The organism is Citrobacter sp. On2M, from assembly GCF_018035235.1.
GTDB lineage: Bacteria > Pseudomonadota > Gammaproteobacteria > Enterobacterales > Enterobacteriaceae > Citrobacter > Citrobacter meridianamericanus.
Genome location: NZ_WPCV01000002.1, coordinates 72,783 through 97,926, shown reverse-complemented (window position 1 = coordinate 97,926; position 25,144 = coordinate 72,783). Strand labels below are relative to the sequence as shown.

18 protein-coding genes and 4 pseudogenes are annotated in these 25,144 nt (G+C 43.1%); 3 read left to right on the top strand and 19 right to left on the bottom strand.

The window, feature by feature from the left end:
- Nucleotides 1-13: 13 nt before the first annotated feature.
- The 8 genes from On2M_RS02660 to On2M_RS02625 form a co-directional block, all read right to left on the bottom strand.
- Complete coding sequence (locus tag On2M_RS02660) at nucleotides 14-1,186, bottom strand: tetratricopeptide repeat protein (RefSeq protein WP_210904316.1); 1,173 nt, start codon at nucleotides 1,184-1,186, stop codon at nucleotides 14-16.
- On the bottom strand, nucleotides 1,174-2,019 hold the full coding sequence (locus On2M_RS02655; protein WP_210904314.1) for a type II secretion system F family protein: 846 nt from the start codon (nucleotides 2,017-2,019) through the stop codon (nucleotides 1,174-1,176). The genes On2M_RS02660 and On2M_RS02655 overlap by 13 nt, the downstream gene beginning before the upstream one ends.
- A 7-nt stretch (nucleotides 2,020-2,026) precedes the next feature.
- On the bottom strand, nucleotides 2,027-2,935 hold the full coding sequence (locus On2M_RS02650; RefSeq protein WP_210904313.1) for a type II secretion system F family protein: 909 nt from the start codon (nucleotides 2,933-2,935) through the stop codon (nucleotides 2,027-2,029).
- Entirely contained in the window at nucleotides 2,932-4,230 is a 1,299-nt protein-coding gene (locus tag On2M_RS02645) for a CpaF family protein (protein WP_087052299.1), read from the bottom strand. Before On2M_RS02645 ends, On2M_RS02650 begins: the two co-directional genes overlap by 4 nt.
- A 13-nt stretch (nucleotides 4,231-4,243) precedes the next feature.
- A complete protein-coding gene (locus On2M_RS02640; protein WP_210904312.1) occupies nucleotides 4,244-5,386 on the bottom strand; it encodes a hypothetical protein in 1,143 nt (380 codons plus the stop codon).
- Between the two features lie 9 nt (nucleotides 5,387-5,395).
- On the bottom strand, nucleotides 5,396-6,787 hold the full coding sequence (locus On2M_RS02635) for a pilus assembly protein N-terminal domain-containing protein (RefSeq protein ID WP_210904311.1): 1,392 nt from the start codon (nucleotides 6,785-6,787) through the stop codon (nucleotides 5,396-5,398).
- Between the two features lie 69 nt (nucleotides 6,788-6,856).
- Nucleotides 6,857-7,738: a hypothetical protein gene (locus On2M_RS02630; RefSeq protein ID WP_210904310.1), complete on the bottom strand. Its 882-nt coding sequence runs from the start codon at nucleotides 7,736-7,738 to the stop codon at nucleotides 6,857-6,859.
- A gap of 62 nt (nucleotides 7,739-7,800) precedes the next feature.
- Entirely contained in the window at nucleotides 7,801-8,064 is a 264-nt protein-coding gene (locus On2M_RS02625) for a Flp family type IVb pilin (protein ID WP_210904309.1), read from the bottom strand.
- A gap of 356 nt (nucleotides 8,065-8,420) precedes the next feature.
- On the opposite strand from On2M_RS02625, the pseudogene On2M_RS02620 reads away from it, so the two are divergent.
- A pseudogene (locus tag On2M_RS02620) lies at nucleotides 8,421-8,844 on the top strand (transglycosylase SLT domain-containing protein); the annotation flags it as partial.
- A gap of 384 nt (nucleotides 8,845-9,228) precedes the next feature.
- On the top strand, nucleotides 9,229-10,011 hold the full coding sequence (locus On2M_RS02615) for a helix-turn-helix transcriptional regulator (protein WP_210904307.1): 783 nt from the start codon (nucleotides 9,229-9,231) through the stop codon (nucleotides 10,009-10,011).
- On the opposite strand, the gene On2M_RS02610 is transcribed toward On2M_RS02615, so the two are convergent.
- The 7 genes and pseudogenes from On2M_RS02610 to On2M_RS24155 form a co-directional block, all read right to left on the bottom strand.
- Nucleotides 9,998-10,879, bottom strand: coding sequence for a helix-turn-helix domain-containing protein (locus On2M_RS02610; protein ID WP_210904305.1), 882 nt, complete (start codon nucleotides 10,877-10,879; stop codon nucleotides 9,998-10,000). The genes On2M_RS02615 and On2M_RS02610 overlap by 14 nt on opposite strands.
- Before the next feature lie 806 nt (nucleotides 10,880-11,685).
- On the bottom strand, nucleotides 11,686-12,282 hold the full coding sequence (locus On2M_RS02605; protein ID WP_210904304.1) for a dienelactone hydrolase family protein: 597 nt from the start codon (nucleotides 12,280-12,282) through the stop codon (nucleotides 11,686-11,688).
- A gap of 84 nt (nucleotides 12,283-12,366) precedes the next feature.
- Nucleotides 12,367-12,792, bottom strand: a pseudogene (locus On2M_RS02600) (hypothetical protein).
- A gap of 95 nt (nucleotides 12,793-12,887) precedes the next feature.
- A complete protein-coding gene (locus tag On2M_RS02595) occupies nucleotides 12,888-13,439 on the bottom strand; it encodes an N-acetyltransferase (RefSeq protein ID WP_210904653.1) in 552 nt (183 codons plus the stop codon).
- 75 nt (nucleotides 13,440-13,514) lie between these two features.
- Nucleotides 13,515-14,348: pseudogene (locus tag On2M_RS02590) on the bottom strand (class I SAM-dependent methyltransferase); the annotation flags it as partial.
- 10 nt (nucleotides 14,349-14,358) lie between these two features.
- Nucleotides 14,359-14,616: a YjhX family toxin gene (locus tag On2M_RS02585; protein WP_109188169.1), complete on the bottom strand. Its 258-nt coding sequence runs from the start codon at nucleotides 14,614-14,616 to the stop codon at nucleotides 14,359-14,361.
- Nucleotides 14,617-14,903: 287 nt separating this feature from the next.
- Nucleotides 14,904-15,278 (bottom strand): annotated as a pseudogene (locus On2M_RS24155) (VOC family protein).
- Between the two features lie 344 nt (nucleotides 15,279-15,622).
- Here On2M_RS24155 and On2M_RS02580 point away from each other — a divergent pair.
- A complete protein-coding gene (locus On2M_RS02580; protein ID WP_210904302.1) occupies nucleotides 15,623-16,234 on the top strand; it encodes a hypothetical protein in 612 nt (203 codons plus the stop codon).
- 308 nt (nucleotides 16,235-16,542) lie between these two features.
- Here the strand turns inward: On2M_RS02580 and On2M_RS02575 are convergent, their stop codons facing one another.
- From On2M_RS02575 to On2M_RS24360, 4 genes are all read right to left on the bottom strand, one after another.
- Nucleotides 16,543-17,124 carry a YebB family permuted papain-like enzyme gene (locus On2M_RS02575; protein ID WP_210904301.1) on the bottom strand — a complete coding sequence of 194 codons (582 nt, stop codon included), beginning with the start codon at nucleotides 17,122-17,124 and terminating at the stop codon, nucleotides 16,543-16,545.
- 365 nt (nucleotides 17,125-17,489) lie between these two features.
- A complete protein-coding gene (locus On2M_RS02570) occupies nucleotides 17,490-18,827 on the bottom strand; it encodes an HlyD family type I secretion periplasmic adaptor subunit (RefSeq protein WP_210904300.1) in 1,338 nt (445 codons plus the stop codon).
- The gene (locus tag On2M_RS02565; RefSeq protein WP_210904299.1) at nucleotides 18,814-20,922 is read right to left on the bottom strand and encodes a type I secretion system permease/ATPase; all 2,109 of its coding nucleotides are present in this window, start codon (nucleotides 20,920-20,922) and stop codon (nucleotides 18,814-18,816) included. The genes On2M_RS02570 and On2M_RS02565 overlap by 14 nt, the downstream gene beginning before the upstream one ends.
- Before the next feature lie 57 nt (nucleotides 20,923-20,979).
- Entirely contained in the window at nucleotides 20,980-25,143 is a 4,164-nt protein-coding gene (locus On2M_RS24360; RefSeq protein WP_282096865.1) for a calcium-binding protein, read from the bottom strand.
- Nucleotide 25,144: the final 1 nt, after the last annotated feature.

Here is a 25,144-nt window from a genome sequence, read left to right as displayed (position 1 = left end):
GTTGTAACTCCTTTCAATTATAAATTATATCAAAAACTAACTTATTAGTAGAAATTTTAGATAACGCAGAGTTATATACACGTACTCTTTTAATTTGACGTGTTGTATCAAAGCTTAAATCTAGTGAACCACCGACTTCCTTCACAGAAATAGCATTTATAGACCTCGTGAATTTTCTTATATCACCAATAGCTCTATCAATTACTTTATTATTTCTTACATCATTAATTATTAATGAAACATGATTATCTTTCTTCCCTTGATTAGTTATACCTTTAATTGGCTGCGGGCTTATAAAAACAAAACGAACGAATTTACCATGATCTCCAATTAGTATATTAGTAATTTCATTTTCTGTATAAGCTGATAATTTTGAACTTGCCAATTGACTATCTTTTTTTATTGGCATTGGTTTAGTATCCGTATCTTTACTTGTTCGTCTTTCATCTCTTACAAGTGTTTGTTCTGAGTGAGATTTCAATACTGGATTGATATCTGCAAGTCTTGAAGCCAATGCTCCCGTCGTATCATCAAGGGAATTCTGGCGAATCAGAGAATCGGCTGTAACATAATCTCCCTTTTTAATTAGTACAAAAATTAAGTTATGTACTATTTCTGGAGAATTATAACCTCGCGAATATAAAGGCATCAGATATGAATATGCCAATGAATAATCTTGTTCTAAAATAGCAAGCATAGCTAGATTATTATTGACAATCTCTTCTGCTACAAATAATGACCTGGCTTTTTCAAAATCCTTCTTTGCTTCTTCGTATGCACCTTTTCTGGCAAAAATTTCTCCTCTTACATTATAAGCGTCTCCATTATTTGGTTCTTTTTCAAGCGCCTTTTTTACCATTACTAATGCACTATCATCATCCTCAAGAATTAGATAATTTTTAGCAGCTAACAAGTAGGACTTATCAGTAGGCGAATTATTAAGCAACTCACGAAGGCAGCTTTGTGAAGAAGGTATATCATTAACCTTATTATAAATTTCACAAAGTTTAAATCTTACTTCGGTAGTATCTTTTTTACTTAATTGTTCACGATAAAACTGAATTAGCCCCTGATAATTGTTTACTTTTGTTAGAATATATTCCTTGTCATCATTATTCAATCCCTGATTTGTACTACATGCCGCAAGTAAAAAAACAAAACATAAACTTATAATTAATTTGACCATATAGATAACATCCTAATAAACCCAGGGCCAGCCACAATTGCAAGAATCGGAAACATAATAAATAAAATCATTGGTGCAGACATTTTCGCTGATAAACTTGCAACCTTTTCTTCAACAGCAATCAATTGCATCTCCCTTATTTCCTTCGACAGTTCAACAAGTACGGGATAGATCGATGAACCAAACGAAACACTTTGCTGTAAGGTAGAACAAAACATACGAATCTCTGTACTTGGGACCTCCTCATACAGTTGATCGAGAGCCTGCGAGATGCCGTTGACTTCTGTTTTCAGGGCCGTACGTTCAAATAAAATAGCGATATCAGGGTTAATATTATTGATATTCTTAGCTATGTAATTGAATGAACTTTCAATAGTCATACCTGACCTTACACATATTGCCATAATATCAATAGCATAGGGCAGATCTATATTGATTTTTTTGGTTTTTTGAGAAGATATTTTCTTTTTAACCTGCGCAGGGACTAGAATCACCATAAATATTGAAAATGTGCATAAAATGACTCCTGTCTTAAAAGAAAAATTAAATATGCCAAAATAGTGAATTAAAACAGCGATAGTATTAATTAAAACAACAAGAGCAATTTTTAAAAAAGACTGTTCTTCAAAAAAATCAATTGCAGTGATAGCTTTACTGGTACGTTTTTGAATCTTAATTAATACCGGCTCAGGATTTTCTTGATTCGTTTTACTCTTGGCCTTAGCACCAGATAATTTTTCCTTGATAATATTCCGTCGAATATCACTTCGTAATCTATGTATAAGTAGTATAACCCCAAAAATAACGAAGCCGCACATAATCATTGTATACATAGATACCTCAGACTGCTTTATTCATCATATTCCAGACAATGAAAAGTCCGAACAAAACACTTGCTATTGCATAATATAAAATCAGCTGTCCTGTTGGATGATTAATTAATATTTCGAAATTTTCCGGACTTAATATTTTAAGAATGAAAGTAAAACCTACAGGTATACAAGCCAGAACTTTAACTGACATACGAGCCTCCGCAGTCATGGCATATTTTTTTCTCTCCATAACTTTGCTATCCGTAATTAATTTACTAAGTCGTGACATAACTTCTTTCACTTGCCCCCCACCATTAATATTAAGTAGCACAGCAAGTATAAAGAAATAATATTCGCGGTATGGCAAATGTTCATAAGAATCAAGAAATATCTGTTGTGGTTCTTCACCAATACTGAGACGTCGTGACATCATCTTAAATTCCTCACCCACAATTCCAGAAATTTTTTGGCCACATTTATCTATACCATACAATATGGTATTACCTGAACTAAGCGAACTATTTATGATAGTGAGCGCTTCCGAAAACCCATCCTCAAATTCCACTCTTAACTTTTTTTGCCCTTTTTTATAAAAAACAACAAGGAGAAATACAATTAAAACAATCGCCACTACAAACTTATTAAATTTAATATATTCTGTATTTATAAACATTCCAATGCAAAATGCTAATAAATATGGCACTGCTATATTTAATTTAGCGCCTCTTATAATAGAACTGACTCTTCGTTTATATTCAGAAAATATAAATGAAACCCTATCAATCAGTACAATGTATAAGCTCTTACTATTTTTGTTTATGAATATATTTCGGCGTGACTTTTCAGTCTTTATTTTCTCAACTTTTTTCAAATAGATATAAAATGCGAATATATTGATTAAACCAAGTATAATAAGCATTAGGAATAAATATTTCATAATATCCGCCCACCAAATAATTCAACCAGTGTATCAGTTAATCCGTAAACTATACTCTGTCGATATACAACCGAACGTTTTAAAAGACCATGAAATACAAATTCACCTTGAATTTTACCATGTTCATCACGTTCTGCTGCAGGCTCAAAGGTAAAAATATCCTGGAGAATAATATTCTCTCCTTCCATACCCATTACCTCTGTAATATTCATTACTTTACGTGAGCCATCTGGCATTCTTGATACCTGAATTATTAGATGGATCGCTGATGCAATATTCCTTCTAATCGCCATTAGAGGCAATGTTGCACTAGCCATCATTACCATGCTCTCAAGTCTGGACAATGCATCTCTCGGCGTATTGGCATGAAGCGTCGACATCGAGCCATCATGCCCGGTATTCATTGCCTGCAACATTTCGAATGCTTCTTCACCACGGCACTCACCAACTATGACCCGGTCAGGTCGCATACGCAAAGAGTTGATTACTAATGACCGCATTGAAACCACGCCTTGGTTCTCGGAACCAGCCATTCTAGTTTCCAGTCTTACAACATGCGGTTTAATCAGTTTTAATTCAGCCGCATCTTCCAAAGTTACAATCCGTTCGTAATCATTAATATATTGTGAAAGCGCATTTAGAAGAGTTGTTTTACCTGAGCCTGTTCCACCTGAAATAATGATATTAATTTTACAACTGGCTGCAATGACAAGAAAATTAGCTATTAACTCATCGATGCTACCAAAGCTGATTAAATCACCTAAGGTTTTTTTTCCCTTGCCAAATTTACGAATGGACATACTGGTGCCGTCCAAAGCCACAGGAGCGATAACTACATTTAATCGGCTCCCATCGGGCAAGCGCGCATCAACGAGGGGTTGTGAATCGTCGATTCTTCGTCCAACTTTTGATACAAGCCTTCTGGCAATATCAGTAAGCTGCTGATTGCCAAGAAAATATTTATTCGATTTTTCAAGTCTTCCACCAATTTCTACATAGACCTGGTTGGGTCCATTTATCAGAATATCACTGATGGAATCATCTTCCATGAGATCATTTAATGGGCCATAACCAGAGATCTCATCACAAACCATTTTGATTATATTTTGCTGGACTTGATTTGATATAAACTGACCATTATCAAGCGAAACCAGCTGCAGGACATTACTAACTTCCTCTTCCAGTTCAGTTCTGTCATTTTTAACAGCATCGATCTTATCAAGATCCAGACGTCTAAAAATACTTTCTCTGAAGAATCTTAAAACATCAATATCGTATGTTTCGTTGAAGTCCATTTAATGCTCATGCTCAGCTTTTAGATAGAATTTTAAACCAAGAAAACAATCCTTTTCCTGACTCTTTATCTTTTATTTCTTTCGCAAAAATCAGTGAATTAAGGATATTTAATTCTTCATTAAATTCTTTAGCTCTTTTATCAGAATTAATATGGGGAAGATACATATCAACTTTCCTTTCCAGGAAATCTTCAATATCTTCTCTCGAAAATTTATCACGACTTGTTCTAACTGTGTATTCATTGACACATATTATAATTCTTTTGGGTCTACTCTTAGTTCTCAACTCAAATTTTTTATATTCATCTACTATTTTCTTGGCTGTTCTGAATGATGAGAAGTTATTGCCAACTATCAATACAAAAACATTAGTCCTGTTAAAGACAATCTCAAGTTCTTCAGGCGAAGCACGTGAGATATTATGGTCAAAAATATTTATATTATATTGCTGATACACTGGATTGTCATAATCAAAGCGAGCCACTTCACTGTCTATCTTCACTGACTTTGTGGAACTAGTTTTCTGTATTTTAGCCTCTTGTATACTGATCCCTAAATTTTCACTCGATATTAAATCAAGGTCTCGACTTCCGCTACCTCCTTGTATATATAATACAGGTGCACTAATAAACTTATCTATCGAAGAAAATAAACCACTGGCGATAGTGGTATTACCACACCCTCCTTTGCAACCTAATATACTGACGTTTAACGAAATTCTGTCTACTGACTTTCCTTTTGAGTTAAGAATGATATCAGCTACAGAACCTAGTTGTGTATTTTTATACAGGTATCTTGCACCAAACTTCAATAACTCTGAAGAGAAAGTAATTGAATCGGTATCACCGATGAGAACATACATTACGTCATTTGGTATTCCCATGACGATGATGTCGTTAATTATCGATAAATCTTTCTCACTTTCAATGTCAACTATATACCAGCCGGCATCTCTTGTAGTCTCATCTTCACGAAATTCGTTTATGTATTGTTTCTTGGAAACAACCTTTCCGATATTATGCATCTTCAAAATGCTACAAATTTCACTCTGAATTGATGAATTTGTGGAAATTACAACAACTTTATTCTTATCCCGAATAATCTTCGCTTCAAGATCGCTATTTTCAGTTTCATTATCACTACGGAACAATTTCATTTGTATTCTCTATCTCGTGAATCCAACCTTATCCAGGAAAGTAACAACCTCATTCTCCAGCCTATTATCTCGGGCCTTATCGTTAACACCAACATTAAAAAATAACTTTGATGAAGATGTTCTCTGAAAAGATGGAATCTCAATCCTTTGAGATGAAGAAACCGGTTTTACTAAATTCACTGTTGCAAAAACAACCAACTCTGTCTTGGTACGCTCAGTACTTGTTCTTCTTCCTAAAGCGCCTAATACAGGGATGTCCCCAATAAAAGGTACCTGTGTCAATGCTTCTTTATCGGCTTCATTAAGCAGGCCCCCAATAGCAAAGCTATCACCATCCGCTAACTCTATTGTGGAATTTGATTTTCGCGTTTTTAATGTCGGAATCTGGTAATTATTATATCCGTATGTCCCAGTGACACTACTAACCTCATTAGAAATAAACAGTTTTATCTTATTCTTCCGTTCCACTTTAGCAGCTATATTCAATCGTATGCCATACTCTTTATAAGTTACAGTTGTTGAATCTCTGTCCTGCATTAAAATTGGAATTTCACCTCCAACAAGAAAGTTAGCAGACTCACCTGATAGAACTGTTAAATTTGGCTGTGCAAGCACTCTTGCAATATTATCATTTTGTACGGCATTGATTAAAGTGCTAATATTGCGTGCGTCAAAGCCATGTTTGAATCCTAATAGATTAAATGTTCCCGGTGAATTTGCTGTATAACTGTCACCCTTAAGCATGCTATCTAAAGTCAAACTACTCCATTCAATACCTAAATTATCTGTAAATTCTTTACTTACTTCGACGACTGTTAATTTGACATTTACCTGATTTGATGATGGCAACTCAATTTTATTGATTATATTGTCGTACCTTTTATAGCTGGCAAATGGTATGTCATCACTGTTTATCGCCATTTCCATATCAGCTTTAATTTTTACTTCTGTAGGGGTAGTACCAACAAGGCTACCAACCATCTGGTAAATGCTGTCCTTAACTTCCTCACTTTCTGCCATACCGGTAAGGAGATAAGATGATTTTCCATTATTATCATTATATCTCTTTATCGAAACATCGCTCTTCGGATACTGCTGCTTAATTCTTGCTGAAAGATCAGGCAAGAATGGGTCCACACTCAGATTTGCATTATAAATTACTTTAGAAGAACCGTTATAGACTGATATTTCGGCCAAGCCATTTTTTTTGCCGTAGAGAACTACTGATTTTTTGCTGATCACTTTATAATCGGCAATATCAGGGGATGAAATAAAAACTGTTTTTATATTTTCCCTTGTATTGATTTGCTTCGAGCTCCCAGGTTTCAAATAGAGCTGCTCAGCATAACTTGTTGCAGAAATTACCATCATCAGGACGACACAGAACAATTTGGTCCGCATATATTATTCCCTTTAAACTGGACACACGTCAGATAACCATAAAATTTTTTTGGAGTGATATGCTTTTTCCTAGCCTCTTAACTCGTTCACACCACTACCTGTTGTTTTATTATGCATATCGTCTATTGGAACTTCTGGCAATGCGTATTGATTTTCAAACGGACTCCCTTCATAAACAGGCAGGTAGTCATCGATATTGATGTTATCATTGGTAATTTCCTTATCACTTGCTGGTAAGAGTATTAGATGCGTATTTAATTCTAATGCCTTTAGAAGCTTTATATCTTGTTCATTCAGTTCAACAACGATCTGGCTTCCATCTGCAACGTTTTCTATTCCATTTTTCTTCTGCTTATCTGCTCTATGGATACCCAGCACTTTTTTATTCTGAATAATTCGTTTTAAACCTCGCCTCATTACTGATGATGGAGGTGACATAATTTGTTCCTGAGAAATGTCACCACGTTGCTCGAAGCCGTATATCAAATACACATCAATTCCACTTCCTGCCTTTACATTATCAAGCAAAAAGCTATCTGATTTCCCTAAGGAAAAAGTATATATTATATTACCAGGGATTGTGAATAGCTCGTAAAATTCTTGTGTTTCAGGACGAGCTAGATCACCAGAAGATATGCTTAATGTCTTACCTTCTGATACGGCATCTTTTACAGCCCATCCAAGCAAATTTTCTGTATTTTCATTTTTAAATTTTTCAGCATCGGCTTTACTGACTTTTGTTACTTCAATTTTATAATCATTTTTATCGATAATCTTACCCTTGACAAGATTATGAGTTGCCACTGCTTTTTTTACTTCAACTAATACTGCTTGCTCGTTCATGGGAACTTCGGAACCAGCTTCCTTAACTGAGTCATTGCTAAAGCTAAATAAGCCAATTACGCCAACAACAATCATCAATATATATATTATGACAAATTTCCGTTTCATCCTCAGTATCCCATGTAATTAACCGTTCTAGATTTTACTCTTAATTCAACTCAACAGCTCACTTACGGTGTACCGCCACCACTGCCAGCTATAAGAGTTGTAACCTTCGTTTTAAGGCTAGTAAATGTAGTTTTCAGTACATCCTCTACAGGTCCACCAGCGCCAAAAATGGCAATAACAATTGCAGCCACACCTGCAACAACAATTGCATATTCGACAGCAGTTACTCCATCGTTGGTACGAAGATATTTTTTGCATTTCTTGCATATTGATTCAGCAATAATTCTGCCAGTCACATATCCTTTTAGCATCAAGTTTTCTGACATAATTTCCTTCTCCTTTCTTATTTACTTAAACAACCACGCTACCGCCACAAACTGTGCGATGCTTTCTTCTCGCGCTCAGTTCATTTTGTAGTAGAAATACCTTTTATCTTCGTTTTACCGTTCTTCTCATTTACAATATACTTACTTTCAATCTGGATTCTAGTTAACTAACCGTTATTTATATTTTTTTATATTTACCCTCCCCTTGAGACATTTTGATAAATTTATTGCACTTTAGTTTTTTTCTATAAAAACATCTCCTTTTAAACAGCATAGGTAAATAATAAGACGATTGACTAATAATTCGAACTAGTATCACTTTATGAAATATCCTTTAACTTTATTTAACCTTCGTACTGCTCTTTCTCTCGTATTCATTGCTTGCTTTTTTTATCTGATATAGCATATGCAACAAGCTGTTATGTCAGGGCGGGCAGGTATTACAAAATTGATCCAGACCTTCTGTTGGCCATAGCGTGGAAAGAATCCCGACTTGACAAACATGCAATTGGTCAAAACCCTCATGGTGGATACGGAACGGGTCTCATGCAGGTCGATTCCCAGCATTTTAATGAACTGAAAACTTACGGCATTACACCTCACCGGCTTCTGAATGATAGTTGCCTTAACATTTATACAGGAGCATATTATTTAGCTATTGCTTTTAGAAAATTCGGCAGGACATGGCAAGCCGTAGGTGCATACAATGCCGGTTTTAAAATTAGCGAGACTCAAAATCAGCGCAGGCTTCTTTACTCAAATGATGTTAAGCGTATTTATTTAACCATTAAGAAAAAGAAATCATCTGCCATCAGCAGCATTCATCTTACAAAAAAATCTGAACATTTTTACTAATCTTATTATCTTACCCTGCGTCTTATTAAATCTGACTGTTCATAACTAAAAAATGAATTTTCCCCCTATCTCTCAGTATGACCTTAAACCAGACATCCTACCAGTTTAGTATCTTTATTAGCTGCACGTGGCCGTATTGCGCTATCCGATAATTTTATGTGATTTTTCTTCTGTATCATCATTACATCTATTTCTGGCATAGGGAGAGCCTATCTCTTCTGAATCAAACTTTATTTACATTTTTATATCTCGTTATTGCTCTTGATTTCAGTAAGTTAAATACTCAGTCATTAAACAAGGATTAAGTAAATGGACGACACAAAAATTATACAACTAAATAATATCAGAATTCACCATTGCCTCCTCTTCCTTACATCAAGCAAGGGATTAGAGATATCTTTTGATGATACATTAATAGCAATTCCTCCAAATACTCTTGTTTTTGTTGAGAAGAATATGTTATTGAAAGTCAGAGTTTCTTGTGGAAATTTTCCAGCAATAATCTCTCTTGATGACAGCACCATGCGCTTTGTATTTGGTTTTCTTTTGCAAGTTTTTGATATCAAAAGCATTGAAAATATGTCTGGCAAGAAAATTTATTTAAGAGAAACTGTGCCCGAGGATACCTATCTCTTTGACAGGTTAAAAAAATATATTAATGAAGGTATTCGTATTACGAAGCCAAAAGAAACCATGGCTTTAATTTTACCAATTGTTTTACATTTTCTTCTGGAATTTGACATTAATATCATCCGTTCAATCTCTTGTGTAGTCAAACCCACTACAACCGATAAAGTTTTAGATATCATTTCACAAGACTTATCCAAGCCCTGGAAGATTAGTATGATTAGCGAAGAGATGTTTATAAGTGAGATATCTTTGCGTAAGCGACTAGAAAATGAAGGTACTACTTTTATGAATATTCTTACCGATGCACGGATGATGCATAGTCTCAAGCTTCTTACTATGTCTGATTACAATATCAATACCATAGCTTATAAAGTCGGCTATAATTCATCCTCATATTTCATTAAAACATTTAAGCGACACTTTGGCCTTACTCCCAGACAAATTACTCCTACGTTCCAGTAATTTCAGGAGATACTGGAACGTAAAGATCTACTATTAATTTTGTTTTCTCTCGCATGGCACGAATATCGTATATTTCTATATCAAAAGCATTCCTCCTGTTCATATTCAGCATGGGTAATTCGTTCAAGTATACATAGTCTGACAAACTGTTATATTCTCCCCATGTTCCCTCATAATGAAAAAGGTAGTACATCCCAGCGCCAATAGTTTGCCTCTGTAAAGAGGCATCATTGGATGCATCTTTCACTTCAAGCACTGTGACATTTAGAGTAATATTCGATTTTGCACATACACCGATCCTGTATATTATCATAAGGTTACTTTTTTTAGCATTTTTATTATGCAACACTAACGTACGTACGTATCTCTTTATTTCAGCCATATTGTCCTCATCATTACCATTATTATAGTTGCCATCACTAAAATTTACTTTAAACTCCTTATTTGTTGACATAACTTCTAAGCAAGGAAGTAAAACTGGCCTTGATATCATATTTGGTCTCTCTATCGCAGCGTTACCTGTATACCTGCTTAAAAGCCAATTTTCAGCTCTTCTATACCTGGCCGGTGGTATTCCAAATTTAATCTTAAAAGCACGGTTAAACGATTGATAGGAGCCGAAATGATATATGTTGCATATTTCAATTATTGGCATTTTAGTTATTTTTAATAGCTTAGCCGATAAACTTAGTCTCCTGTTCTTTACATAGGTATGTATACCATAACCAAGAAACTTCTTAAATAAGTATTGTACATTTCTCTTACTATATCCTGATTTAGATACAATATCATTCACATCAATATCTTCTTTTATATTTTTTTCAATCCAGATTACAATGCTATCGAATACACATTTTGCTCTTTTCATTTCGTATGACTCCGTTTTTTTATACTTAGCTTACAACAAAGTTATCTAAAATGAGCCATTTTTTTATTACTTTTATTCATTTAAATCATCGTATTACTCATGCCATCTCTTTCCCTTTGCCTCCTATAAAGCTATCGCATATAATCTCATTTTGTTATTCCATAATTATATATCCTTTGTTATAACTGAGATCATCATGATGTTTAGTCATATCTTTATATCGGATTGCGATACACCTCAGTGTTATTATGCTATTAATTTCAAATTAATGGTTATCGATATGGTTAAATATTCAAAAACCTTGTGGTCTCAACTCTATCATGCAGCCATTGAAGCGGAATGTAATGGAGATTACTACCATGCACTAATTCTGTGGAACCAGGCTCAATGGGTAGCAAATCTATCTATTAATAGAAGGTATGCGGAGGCTAAATCAGAAGCTTGTAAGATGAAGTTATATACCAAGGTTATTAATATTTCTTAATTAACAAGTAATTTTTGTAATGGATTCTCATCAACTATATAGCTGACGCCTACAAAATATCCATCACTATCCTTCAGATGCACTCATTTTTGCGGTTCTAATGATGAAAACAAGAAAATTATTGTGTATCAATAAGTTTGCAAGAGTGAGTTGATCAGCGACATTTTTTATCTGAAAGGTTATCTGCATTTGGCACGAGTCTCAGTAGAATGCAAAACTTCCTGAAAACTCTGTACTTTTGACAGTAATTCATTTTTCCGAAACGACCAAATGATGAACTTCAGATGCTTTCATACCTGAAATAATCCCGCATATCATTTTGTTAACTCACAATTTTGTCAACAAACCCATTTGTCAAATTTCTTGCAATCTCTGAGTTTCTGTAGTTATAAGTTTCACTATAAGGATCACAAAAGCCATGATGACTATTGAGTACATGACATGTAACTGTTGTTTTGCCAGCCATTTTTTTTTGCAGATTAGACGGATCAAGCGACTTTTCGAATTGAGCCAGAATAACCAGAACAGGGCATGATGGCATAATATCAGTGTAATCTCTTATACGTGAACCGTAATAACATACAATTCCATCGCATAGGTTACTTTCTCCCGAAAGCCAGGCAATAGTGGCACCTACGCTAAATCCTATTATTATTATTTTTTTGTACCTGCCCCTAATATCACTAAGTAATAGATTTATTTTTGTTTCATTAAAACCACATACATTAACAAAATTTTTGTAAGCTTGCTCCTGTTGCTCATACTTATATGGGATGCAATGTTCAAACAGAGAGGGGCAATAAATATCAAACCCTCTCTCATGGTATTCTGCGCATACTTCTTTTATGTGCTCATTAATACCATATATTTCATGTAAAACCACGATAGCATTTTCATAATTTCTTATTAATTTTAGCATTATAGCACCCTGAATCGTATACCCCCGGCAGCTTTCACCTGTCGGCGGTCTTCTTCGTTAGCATGCCCTTCATTCAAACACGCATCAGCCACCGTATTCACCTGTATATTTATATGTCGTTTCGGCGCAATGGTTAGTTCTGCACGAACTTCCTGTACAAAGTCATCTTCAGTGTTTTCTTCCAGCCAGTCGCGCATAGTAACCCATTTAGCCGCTTCGTATCTGTCCCAGGCGTCCTTGCCTATAAGTACCATTCCCACCAGGTCATAGCCACAGTCGTCAAAAGAGGCAACAAGTTCTGGCATAGTGAAAAAGTCTGACAAGGATAAAATACCGCAAACCTGAGCAATCTCTTCAGTCGCATGGACCTGAGGCCAGTAAGGTTCACCGCGCCCAGGTGCAAAACATCTCTCCTGAGCCGCTGCCAAGATCGAGAATGCCCGTACCAGACTTCATGAGTAATACGCGGCCTAGCGTATCGTATTTTTACGATGTGAACGGATTATGGATGCTGTGTTGACCCTCGCGAATCGTAAAAAGGCGCGGAATATCCATTACTCAACTCCTGTTATGAGGTTATTCATTTGAAGTGCTTAATAAGACTCCTATTCACGCCAGTGCTCGGGTTTCATTAAGGCCTGCGCGCATTGAATTGTCCCGGTACGATTTATTGGCAGAGCAGAAAGTGATTGCATCATCCAGCAGGCCTTGTGTTTCTCGGGAATAGGGTTAGGTGCTGGATACCCTTTGTCTTCAGCACAAGGTATGAATCCATGGCGTGGGTAGTAAGTAGCATGGCCGAGTACAAAAACCAGCTGACTTCCCATCAACCTCAAGTGCTCCAGGCCGGTGCGTATCAGCAATCCCCCCACCCCCATGCCCTGGTATCCAGGAATGACCGCCAGGGGTGCAAGAATATGCATCAGTGGCCCCTCATTTGCACCTTTGAATGTGGCCCGGGTAAACAAAATATGCCCCACCGCTTTGCCTTGATGGCGGGCGAGCAGAGATAAGTTCGGACATGCACTTTCGTCCTCCAATAAAGAGGCCACCAAATCGGCCTCTTTTCGGTATCCAAATGCGCGGGTTTCGACTTCCGAGATAGTACTTACATCGCTCTCATCGGTGATGTGCAAGGTAAAGCTGTGTGTTGTCATAATGCTCTCCTTAACGGTATCCATTCATTCCATCTCAAATGACATATTCAGTGGGCTCACTTGCGGAGATTTTGATTTTTCAGCCAGCAGTGCAAAAAGTTTGCCCTCAAAAGTTTCACCGACCGGCCATTCGTTGCTGTCCAGGCATTGCACCACGCTCAGGCCAGCATTACCGATGAGACAGGCAAAGTCGGCATCCCGCCAGGCCATCATCTGACTACCGAAACGGGTGATACGACATCTTTCATCTATGGCCCAGAACTGTGTCGAGCTTATTTTTCCATCTTCATCCCAGGCATTTTCGGTTAATAGCAGATGAGGAACCGCAAGGAACAACCCATTCGGACAACGCTGCCAGCTCGCTGACGCCATGCCCTGACGTTTAACTTCATCAAAGGTATGGAGTTCAATGAGCAGTTTGCCGTCCGGTTTCAACCACTGCGCGCAACCACTGATAAGGCTTTGAGCATCATTAGCGCTAAAGACATTCAGCTCTCCAAACGTCATCATGATGAAATCGAAGGGTGCGTCCTGCCTGTAATTACGAATATCCTGGTGGATATAATCAATGTTCAGATCAGCGGCCTGCGCCTGCTGTCGTGCCCATTCTATAGAGGCCGGTGAAAAATCCACACCTGTGCACCTAAATCCACGTTCTGCCAGCCGGTGAGTATAAAAGCCGGGGCCACAGCCAAGATCCAGAACGCGTGCGCCAGCAGGTAGCTGACTGGCTATCCATGCAACCTGTTGTTCAATCACTGTCTGTCTGCGACTGGCCCAGTCATGTTCCTGCGACAAATGATTTTCCAGCATGCGCTGGCTGAACGCAGGTTCGTCCCAGGGTATTTTGCTTTCTTCAGCAGAGAGCTGCAGTCGGCCGGAAACAGAAATTAGAGTGCTGAGATCCATAAAGTTTTCCTTAACAGTTATCGGACTGTGAACGAACGTTGTTAAGCCCGGTGGTGTTGATGCGGTAAGGCCGACCCTTGACGGACTTGATCATTTTTTTGGTATTGAGTTCTTTGAAGACGACGAGCGTACAATCGGCAAGCAACAGTCCTTCGTGGCTATAGCATTCAACAGAGGTAACGCGGCCAGGAGCATCACGGACGTGCACAATACGTCCACCTTTTGCGAGCACGTGTAAGGTACGCTGTTCTTGACGGGATAAATTCATACTGGAAAACCTGTTAATCATCATGAGCAAAAACGAACCAACATCCGCAGATGTTCGCGTAAAGTTTAAGCGCAAAGATAATCAGTCCGTTCTGAGTAGTCCGGAAAACTGATTATCTGATGATTACATTCTCCAGCATCAAAGCCTCGGTGAAAGTTGAAAGGTATTTACGCAATAAATAATAACAACTGTTTTATGTAAGGGAAAAACCTGAGAGAAAAAATGTGATCCGGGAGAGAATTTTTGAAGGTAATGCTCACGACATTTGTTACCAATATGTGAACAAGTTAGCCCACATTATCGTAATAGACAAACGTTAACTTGTTTCCATCCGGATCGCGTTCATATGCGCTATAAAATCCTTGGCCATATTGCGGCCTGTGACCCGGAGAAACTTTATCTCTGGCGCCAAAGCTGAGCGCAAGTACATACAATTGCTGGATATGCTCAAACGAGCGGGCATTCATAACCACCATGACGTTCCATTACCCCCGCTCGCCGGCAGCTGATTGAACGGCCTTCCGACGCACAGTCCGTTTGTGTAATTTTCACAAAACATCCCCCGGGGCATTTTCTTCGTTACGGCCTGCCTTTGGATAGCCCAGGAATTCCATCAATGAGTCGTAGAATCTGATGGCACCAGGCAGATCATTAAATTTCATTGATTATCACCATCAATACAAAATACTCATTACACGAAAGCACGGTAATTTTACATCAATGCTGATTTTCAGCATACAAAAGTAATAATTTAGCAACCCCGACAAAAACAAACAATATTATAAATATAAAGATAGATTAAAACGATAAAGATTGAATAAAAAAACATAGTGAATCTATAAAAATGTAAAACCAAGGCCAGAAATCAATGACCTGTCGTGTATGATATTAAGACAATAACTATATATATATTTATAGTATAAAAAGTATTAGTTAGCTAAAACTATCATTGTCTATCAAGTTAAATATTTAAAATACTCTCTTCCAATAACTTACGGCATGCAGCATGAAAAAATTGTTTATCATCAGCCCTTGCGCATTTACCAGGAAAGGCTTTAGTAACCTTGAGTTACACGAGAAAATGTCAGATGTAGAAATCATCAATGTAGAGAGCTACGAAGAAGTAGTAGCCCATATTGAAATGAAAGCCCCCCCTTCCGGGCCAGCACTAATAATTGTGGACATGACTATACGCTTGCGAACATTTCGAACAAGACAACTTGCCAACGTCTGGAATCTGAGACGGATGATGTATACAAATCCAAAACTAAGAAAGATCCCATGTGTATTGTTTGGAATAAAGGAACAGTCACGACTAACTTTACTGCACTGGATAAGCTCAGATAACTCAATCGAATCTTTAATCGGCAGGATAGATAATATATATAAGAAACATGAAGAATACTCCAGTTCTAATGGAATTATGCAAAAAGGTCTAGAAAAGAGGCAAAGGATGTTACTTGAACTACTTATGAAAGGGTACAGTATACAGAAGTTGTCGGTAAAAATGCATACATGTCCACATAGCTTGTTTTACTCACGAGACTGCTTGATAGCAAAATTGGGGCTTTATGACCGTTATGATTTCATAGCTCTTTCAGAAGAGCTCATATTATAATGGCGTTCAAATAGAAACCCAAAAAGAATATATAAAAAGGGGAGGATTCTCCCCAAAAATAAATAGCTCACAAATATGCTCAATTTTGAACATACTAAGTGAGTTCATTATTCGAATGATTTTTTAAACACCTAAAATTCATAACAAGCAATGCCAACAAAAAGTTATACTAGCGACAAAACTAAAACTTTTCAAAATCGATTATATCATTCTGAACTTTAGCCGATACCTTTTGAAAGTTGCCACTCACCTCTAATCTGGCAGCCTCCCCCCTGACTTTTGAGCACACCGACATGTATGTAATTATTTCATTTCCCGACCGTTTCGGGACTGTCATAAATCCGCTCAAGTGCCGGGTGCTGCCATATGCTGGCGGGTGTGACCGTTTTCCTTTCCCACGGAATAAAACCCAGAAACCAGAACCGCCAGAATCTCAGGCCGGCTTCCGGGTTGTTCTTCAGTAGCTGACCAAAGGTTTCAACACTACCAACATGAATATCCAATGCCTCCCTGTAAATATCAAACACGAACTTTGAACAAAACTGCCGGGAAGAATCGTAGTTAAACCCAGTATGGTACAATTTATGCAGATGAGCGGGCATCTGTTGCATAACAGCCAGCTTCTGTTCCACGTTCAGCCCTCCCTGCAGACGACGTACGGAATAACGTTCACCGGCAGAGCGCTGAATGAAAGCAGACAGGGTGGTAACTCCGGAGAATGGAATGCGGCTTTCAGCCACGAAATAATCGTCACGGTTATGTCCAGTGATGATCCCGACATGATTGCACCAACACCGGGAGGCCATTGACACCTCACGGAACAAGGATGAACCGATACAGGTAAAAACAATATCTCCCGTTTCAAACACCGCAGGGTAATTCTTCTTCATATTTTTCTCCGTTCTGTTTCAGAAAACATTTAACGGCTTCACCACAGCCTTCCGGTAGATATCTCCATTAAACTTCGGCATTCATATCATTTCTTCGGAAAAATATCGTGTATGCCCAGTCATTAATGATATCCGTGGTGTATCCCATGCTTCCTGCTGATAATAAAAATTTAGTGAGGCCCGAAGCCCGATACCGAGATCGCCAATATCCTCCAGTGACTCAACCAGTTCTACTTCTACAGTCTATTACGGGTCTTTTCTGAACAATTTTCGTTCGGTTTAATGTTTCCCTTTTGTCTTAAGCGCATCACGATTGCGTTCATTCCCGGGGCGGGAACGCCTTGCATCATCTCACCGAAAACGGCTCAACGCTGCTTCCCCACACCGTCTATCGCCTCCAGAACCGGGCTCAGCAGATAACTCAGGATTGTCCTTTTACCGGTTTTTATCTCCGCCGAGACCGACATCCCCGGCTCCAGCCGGCGCGATTTTCCGTCCACGACCATATCAGTTTCATCCAGTTGAATTACCGCCCGGTAGAGCAGGCCCCGCTCCTTATCTTCCACTGCATCTGCTGACACTTTTATTAACGTACCCTCCACCCAGCCATAGCGTGTAAAATCAAACGTATCCACCTTGACCGTCACTCGCTGGCCCGAGTGTAAAAAACCCACATCCTGATTACTGACCAGAACTTCTGCGCTGAGCTTCTCGCCTTCCGGGACAATTTTCAGCAGTTCCTGCGTCGCCTCTACTGCCGCTCCTGCATCACGGTAAACCAGTGCATCCACCCTGCCACTGACCGGTGCGGTTAACTGGTATAACTTCAGTTCCGCCTCAAGCTGGGCCAGCTGACTTTCAAGTACTGCATTTTCGGTCACCAGATCCGTTCGATCCTGTTCCCACTCCTGAATTTTGCCAGCACGGTAGCTCGCCTCTTCTGATTCAGACAGATCCAGACTGGCCTGAATTTCCCTGACCTTTGCTCCCGCCGCCAGGGCACTGTAATCCGCCTCCAGAAGACGTTTACGGATTTCAAGCAGGCTGTCTTCACTGGTACTTCCCCGCTGAAACAGTGCCTGCAGGGCAGTAAACTGTTTACGGTAGATAACCAGCTGTTTTTCGGCCATATCCTGTTGGGCCAGATAGCCTTCCATCTGTGCATGCAGGGTTTGTTGATTATTACGATAACGCTGTATCTCCCGACGCAGCGCCTCTGCTTCTGACTCCTGACGGGCAGAGACCTGATTTTCCAGAGGAAGTGCCACATCAGACGTTATCCCGTCAGTCAGCCTGTCCGTCGATAAAGGATCGTTCCTGACACGTATCAGCAGCAGTCCGAGTCGCCGGATGTTCAGCCGGTTAATCTGCTGGCGAAGACGGTTTTCCTGACGCCGGGTCGTCAGCTGGCCATCATTGAGCTGGATCAAGAGACTGCCTTTCTCAACATGCTGTCCATCCTGCACGTAAACTCTGGCAATATCGGCTGTCACGGCGCTGCTGACGGGCCGTGACAGCAGGGTGACCACCACTTTTCCCCGTGTGATGGCCACAATATCCACCTGTCCCAGCGCGGCCCAGCAGACGGACAATGTCAGTAACAGCATGACGCCCCAGAGAATAAACCGTCCTGCCGGAGAGGGCGGGGTATCCTGAATCTCCAGTACAGCAGGTAAAAACTCACGATAGTTACGCTTCATCATCCATCTTCGCCTGTAACCGGTGCAGACGGGCATAAATACCGTCACGTTGCAGCAACTGATGGTGGGAACCCTGTTCTGCGATTTCGCCCTTTTCCATCACAATTATCCGCCCGGCCTGCCGCACGGTGGACAGACGATGCGCAATAATAAATACCGTCCGGTTGCGGCAAATATCAGCCATATTGCGTTGGATAATTTCCTCAGATTCATAATCCAGCGCACTGGTGGCCTCATCGAGGATGAGGATCCGCGGTTGGGTCATCAGTGCCCGGGCAATGCCGATCCGCTGTTTCTGCCCGCCGGACAACTGCCCGCCCTGTTCCCCGACGGGGGTGTCGTAACCGGCCGGGAATTCGCTGATGAAATCATGTGCGCCGGCAAGTCTGGCTGCTGCCATCACGCTGTCCAGCGGGGCATCCGGCATGGCCAGAGCAATATTGTCGCGAATAGTGCCGTTGAAGAGCTGCGTCTCCTGGAGTACCACGCCGGTCTGCTGGCGCAGCCAGCGGGGATCGATATTTGCACTGTCCGTGCCATCAATAAAAATCTGCCCCCCGGTCGGGATGTAAAGACGCTGAATAAGACGGGTCAGCGTACTTTTCCCGGAGCCGGAACGGCCCACAATGCCAATCACCTCCCCGGGCCTGACCGACAGTGTCACACGGTCCACAACCGGTGCCATACCGGGCTGATAAGCAAAACTCACCTCCCTGAAGCGAACAGCTCCTTTGATTGCGGAAAGCGTCACCGTGCTGCCCTGCGCCTTTTCCTGCGGCACATTCAGAATATCGCCCAGCCGTTTCACAGAGACGGAAACCTGCTGAAAGTCCTGCCACAGCTGGACCAGCCGCAATACCGGTGCGTTGACCTGGCCGGCAAACATATTGAAGGCAATCAGGGCCCCCACCGTTAATTCCCCCTGAATGACCTGCTGTGCCCCGTACCAGAGAATGGCCACACTGGTAGCTTTACCGATAAGCTGCGCCAGCTGGCCTGCCACATTTCCCAGATTCTGGGTGCGGAAACACCCGGAGACATAGGCCGCGATTTGTTCATCCCAGCGGCGTCCCATCTGATTTTCAACTGCCATCGCTTTTACCGGCTCGATCCCGGTAATACTCTCAACCAGAAAAGCCTGGTTACGGGCCCCCTGCTGAAACTGGACATCCAGACGCCGGCGTAATTCAGGAGTGATCGTCAGGGAGAGAATGGCGTAGGGAACCAGCGAGACAATGACGATCAGAGTCAGCGGTATGCTGTACAGCGCCATCACCACGAAGAAAACAAGGGTGAACAACAGGTCAAGACACAGAGTCAGCGCATTACCGGTAAGGAATTCCCGCACCGTCCTGAGTTCATGCACCCGCGCCACGGTCACCCCCACCTGCCGCTGTCGGAAATAAGCCAGCGGCAACGCCAGAAGATGACGGTACAGCAGAGAGCTCAGGGTGACATCAATACGCTGTGAGGTGTGGGCCAGCTGATAGTTTCGAAGTCCACCCAGCAACACATCAAACAGACAGACACCCAGCATACCAATGGCCAGTACATCGAGCGTGGTCAGGCTCTGGTGCGTCAGCACCTTATCCACAACAACCTGAAAAAACAGCGGCGTGACCAGAGCAAGCAACTGAATAAAAAAAGAAGCCAGAAGGATCTCGCCGAGCAGTTTTTTGTAACGCATAAACGCCCGGGCAAACCAGCGCAGGTTAAATTCCCGCTCAATGTTTTCCAAGGACAGACGGCGTGTGAAGAGAAAACCGGCATAGCGAATATCCTGTCGCGGTGCCAGAATCTCGGCCCCCTCCTCTCCCTGTATCAGCCATTTCCCGTCCCTGATGGCCAGCACCACCACATATCCCCGCTCCGGTACCTCAATTAATGCCGGCAGGGGGATCCTGCAGCCCGCTTCCAGGTTCGCGACATGGCGGCATTTTAGCCCGCAGCTTCTGACCGCCCGGACAAACTGCAGGGTAAGATCATGGTTCTCATCCGTGAAGAACCGGGATCTCAGTGAGGCAATATTGACGGCTGTCTCATGGTAACGGGCAATAATGGCGAATCCCCGCCATAAACTCTGTTCTGAAGGTGACACGTTCAGTCTTTTTCCCTTGCTGATAAAGAAGCCCGGGCATCATGCCCGGGGGTTATCTCAGTAGCCGAATGAAGTTTTCTGAACGGCGGCCAGTACCGGGGCCGTGAACTGTTCAGGTGCCATCAGCAACGTATCAGCATCATCCGCAGCAGCCATGAACTGACTGATTTGCTGTCGCATCAGGCTCACCGGGACAGCACTGTCAGAGCCGGTATCCGCGGCCGGCAGCGGGATACCGTCATCGAGATAGCTGAGCAGGTCGTCGGCCAGCCACAGCGTCCCGTCCGCAAACTGCACCTGCTGCAGGGGATTCCAGTTATCACCGGAGAAGAACCTCTCCACCAGGATACGGTCGGTACTGCCTGCCAGTGTCAGCAGCAGGTTGTCGCTGCCGGAACGCTTCACCGTCACCTGATCCGCGGTGATACCGGCTCCAAACTGCAGGATGTTGGTCTCCGGGGTGGTGTGGTAATCCCCGCGCAGGGTATCCTGGCCGTCACCGCGGTTAAACAGGTAGGTGTCGTTCCCGGCGCCGCCCCTGAGAATGTCGTTCCCGGCGCCACCCGCCAGGATATCGTCCCCGTCACCGCCGTTGAGAGTATCATTCCCCTCCCCGCCGTACAGGGTGTCGTTCCCCGCCTGGCCGTTGAGGACATCATTGCCTGCCAGCCCGTACAGCTCGTCGTCTCCCGACGTTCCGGTCAGGGTGTCTGCCCCGTCGGTGCCCTGCTGCGCACGGGCCACCAGGTCTGCCATCGTCCAGCGCGTCCCGTCGGCAAACTCCACCACCTGCAGAGGGTTCCAGTTATCACCGGAGAAGAACCTCTCCACCAGGATACGGTCGGTGCTGCCTGCCAGCGTCAGCAGCAGGTTGTCGCTGCCGGAGCAGCGAACCGTCACCTGGTCTGCCGTAATACCAGCCCCGAACTTCAGCGTGTTGGTCTCCGCCTTACTTTGATAATCCCCGCGCAGGGTGTCCTGGCCGTCACCGCGGTTAAACAGGTAGGTGTCGTTCCCGGCACCGCCCCTGAGAATGTCGTTCCCGGTACCGCCCACGAGAAAATCGTCCCCGTCACCGCCGTTGAGAGTATCATTCCCCTCCCCGCCGTACAGGGTGTCGTTCCCCGCCTGGCCGTTGAGGACATCATTGCCTGCCAGCCCGTACAGGACGTCGTTCCCGCTGGTCCCGGTCAGGGTGTCTGCCCCGTCCGTCGCCTGCAGCGCCTTCGCCACCAGGTCCTCCACCGTCCAGCGCGTCCCGTCCGCAAACTCCACCACCTGCAGCGGGTTGAAATTTCCATCCGGCCGGTCAGAGGAGAAGAAGTCCTCCACCAGGATGCGGTCGGTGCTGCCCGCCAGGGTCAGCAGCAGACCACTGTAACCGGAACGTTTTACCGTCACCTGGTCTGCGGTGATACCTTCCCCGAACTTCAGGGTGTTGGTCTCCGCCTTACTTTGATAATCCCCGCGCAGGGTGTCCTGGCCGTCACCGCGGTTAAACAGGTAGGTGTCGTTCCCGGCGCCGCCCCTGAGAATGTCGTTCCCGGCGCCACCCGCCAGGATATCGTCCCCGTCACCGCCGTTGAGAGTATCATTCCCCTCCCCGCCGTACAGGGTGTCGTTCCCCGCCTGGCCGTTGAGGACATCATTGCCTGCCAGCCCGTACAGGACGTCGTTCCCGCTGGTCCCGGTCAGGGTGTCTGCCCCGTCCGTCGCCTGCAGCGCCTTCGCCACCAGGTCCTCCACCGTCCAGCGCGTCCCGTCCGCAAACTCCACCACCTGCAGCGGGTTATAGGTGTCATCCGGCTGGTCAGAGGAGAAGAAGTTCTCCACCAGAATACGGTCGGTGCTGCCCGCCAGGGTCAGCAGCAGACCACTGTAACCGGAACGTTTTACCGTCACCTGGTCTGCGGTGATACCTTCCCCGAACTTCAGGGTGTTGGTCTCCGCCTTACTTTGATAATCCCCGCGCAGGGTGTCCTGGCCGTCACCGCGGTTAAACAGGTAGGTGTCGTTCCCGGCGCCGCCCCTGAGAATGTCGTTCCCGGCGCCACCCGCCAGGATATCGTCCCCGTCACCGCCGTTGAGAGTATCATTCCCCTCCCCGCCGTACAGGGTATCGTTCCCCGCCTGGCCGTTGAGGACATCATTGCCTGCCAGCCCGTACAGCTCGTCGTCTCCCGACGTTCCGGTCAGGGTGTCTGCCCCGTCTGTGCCCTGCTGCGCACGGGCCACCAGGTCTGCCATCGTCCAGCGCGTCCCGTCGGCAAACTCCACCACCTGCAGAGGGTTCCAGTTATCACCGGAGAAGAACCTCTCCACCAGGATACGGTCGGTGCTGCCTGCCAGCGTCAGCAGCAGGTTGTCGCTGCCGGAGCAGCGAACCGTCACCTGGTCTGCCGTAATACCAGCCCCGAACTTCAGCGTGTTGGTCTCCGCCTTACTTTGATAATCCCCGCGCAGGGTGTCCTGGCCGTCACCGCGGTTAAACAGGTAGGTGTCGTTCCCGGCACCGCCCCTGAGAATGTCGTTCCCGGTACCGCCATATAAGATGTCATCTCCAGATGACCCCACAATTGCGTCAATATTTTCACTGCCAATGAATGTATGCCTGGGATCAATTCCCAGTTTATCCTGCATGTCCTTCAGATGATTAGAGTAACTAAGATAGGAATAGAAGATATTACTCAGTTGCAGATACTGTTTAGTATCTGTTTTTTTGAGCCCATCAAGATATGCTTCGAAGGCCGCAAAGTTCCAGGTGGCACCGCTCAGATCGGCATTTAACTCCATTGTTATCAGTCCGAACGCTTCACTGTAAAGAGTTTGCGCCAGTAGGTGTGCTTCCACCCAGTCTGAAAACTCAGCAAATTCTGCTTTAAGAACCTCTGCCGCTCCGGAAAGAGGATTTGTCGTACCGTTAGTATTATTTTTATAGGGTTTGCCAGAAGCCGACTCCAGCACAGCCAGTTTTCTGGCGTCAATATACTCTCCCCGGGCGTCTGCTGCTATGCCATCCACCCCGGCCCAGGAGTAGATAATTCTCTCAAGCAACCCGCTGCTTTTTGCTTTTACCGGGTCGGAGATAAACTCTCTTACGAGTGATTCCAGTAGTGCATTTCCGGTCATTGCGACATGAAGATCCGTTATATTTCCGAATCCCCGGACATAGGGCATTGTCCGGATATCATCACGGATATTTTTATCGCCATCGTAGCGGGTATTTCCCGTATCCGTATTGAACCACACATCTGCCGACTGACCTTTACTGCCGTCAGTATAAGTAATGCTTCCTGTTTGTTTATGCAAATTCCCCTGGCTGTCAGTTGTTGATGAGTTTTTATACATGGTATTAATTGATGCAATACCTGCCTGCTTCATCGTTAATAATTCACCCTCATCAACTCTTCCGTTGCTGTTTTTATCCTGCCAGATCTGCAGCTGATTCCAGATGGCATCGTTTTCGTCAAGTACACCGTCATTATTATCATCATACTCTTTCAGGGCATTGTAACCATTTGAAGCATTCGTACCGTCCGCCTGAAGCGTATTATTACCAAACAGTTCGCTTCCATTGTCTATCTGTCCATTGCCGTCCCGATCAAATACCAGCAACCCATCGTCCGGCGATACCCAGCCGGTGCTCTCAGCGAATTTATTACCGTCATGATCGAAGAAAACACCGTTTTCCAACGAAATAGTTTCGACACCATCACGATCGAGATCAATGATAATAGGTGAAGAAGTATTTTCCGCATCGCTCATATCTGGCCCCTCTGGTCCAGGGAACATCTCCATCAGTTGATTATTTGGAGGCAACAACCAGCCACCAGTCTCAGGATCGGCAATACCATATTTTTGAGTCATATCCAGAAGTGTGCGGGCAAAATCATGGAATCCGTCGGAGGTCAAAAACGCTGCGATCCCAAGAACGGTGGCAGCAGTTGCAGCAGCAGGGTTACCGGTATATCCCGCTAATAACATGGAAAGATCGGAACCAGCAGCCAGCCAGTCACTGACGGTGTCTTCCCCGGCCTTATGTTTCGCCATCAGGACCGCAAGAGAAGCCGTGAGGCCGACCTTGCCCAGAACAATACGGTAAATATCAATATGTTTTTCAAAATATCTTTTCCCAAGAGAATGATAAATGAACTGGATCTTATTTGTCACAGCATTCCATTCTTCTGTGGATTCAATTTTATCATTGGAATTGCTTTTCATA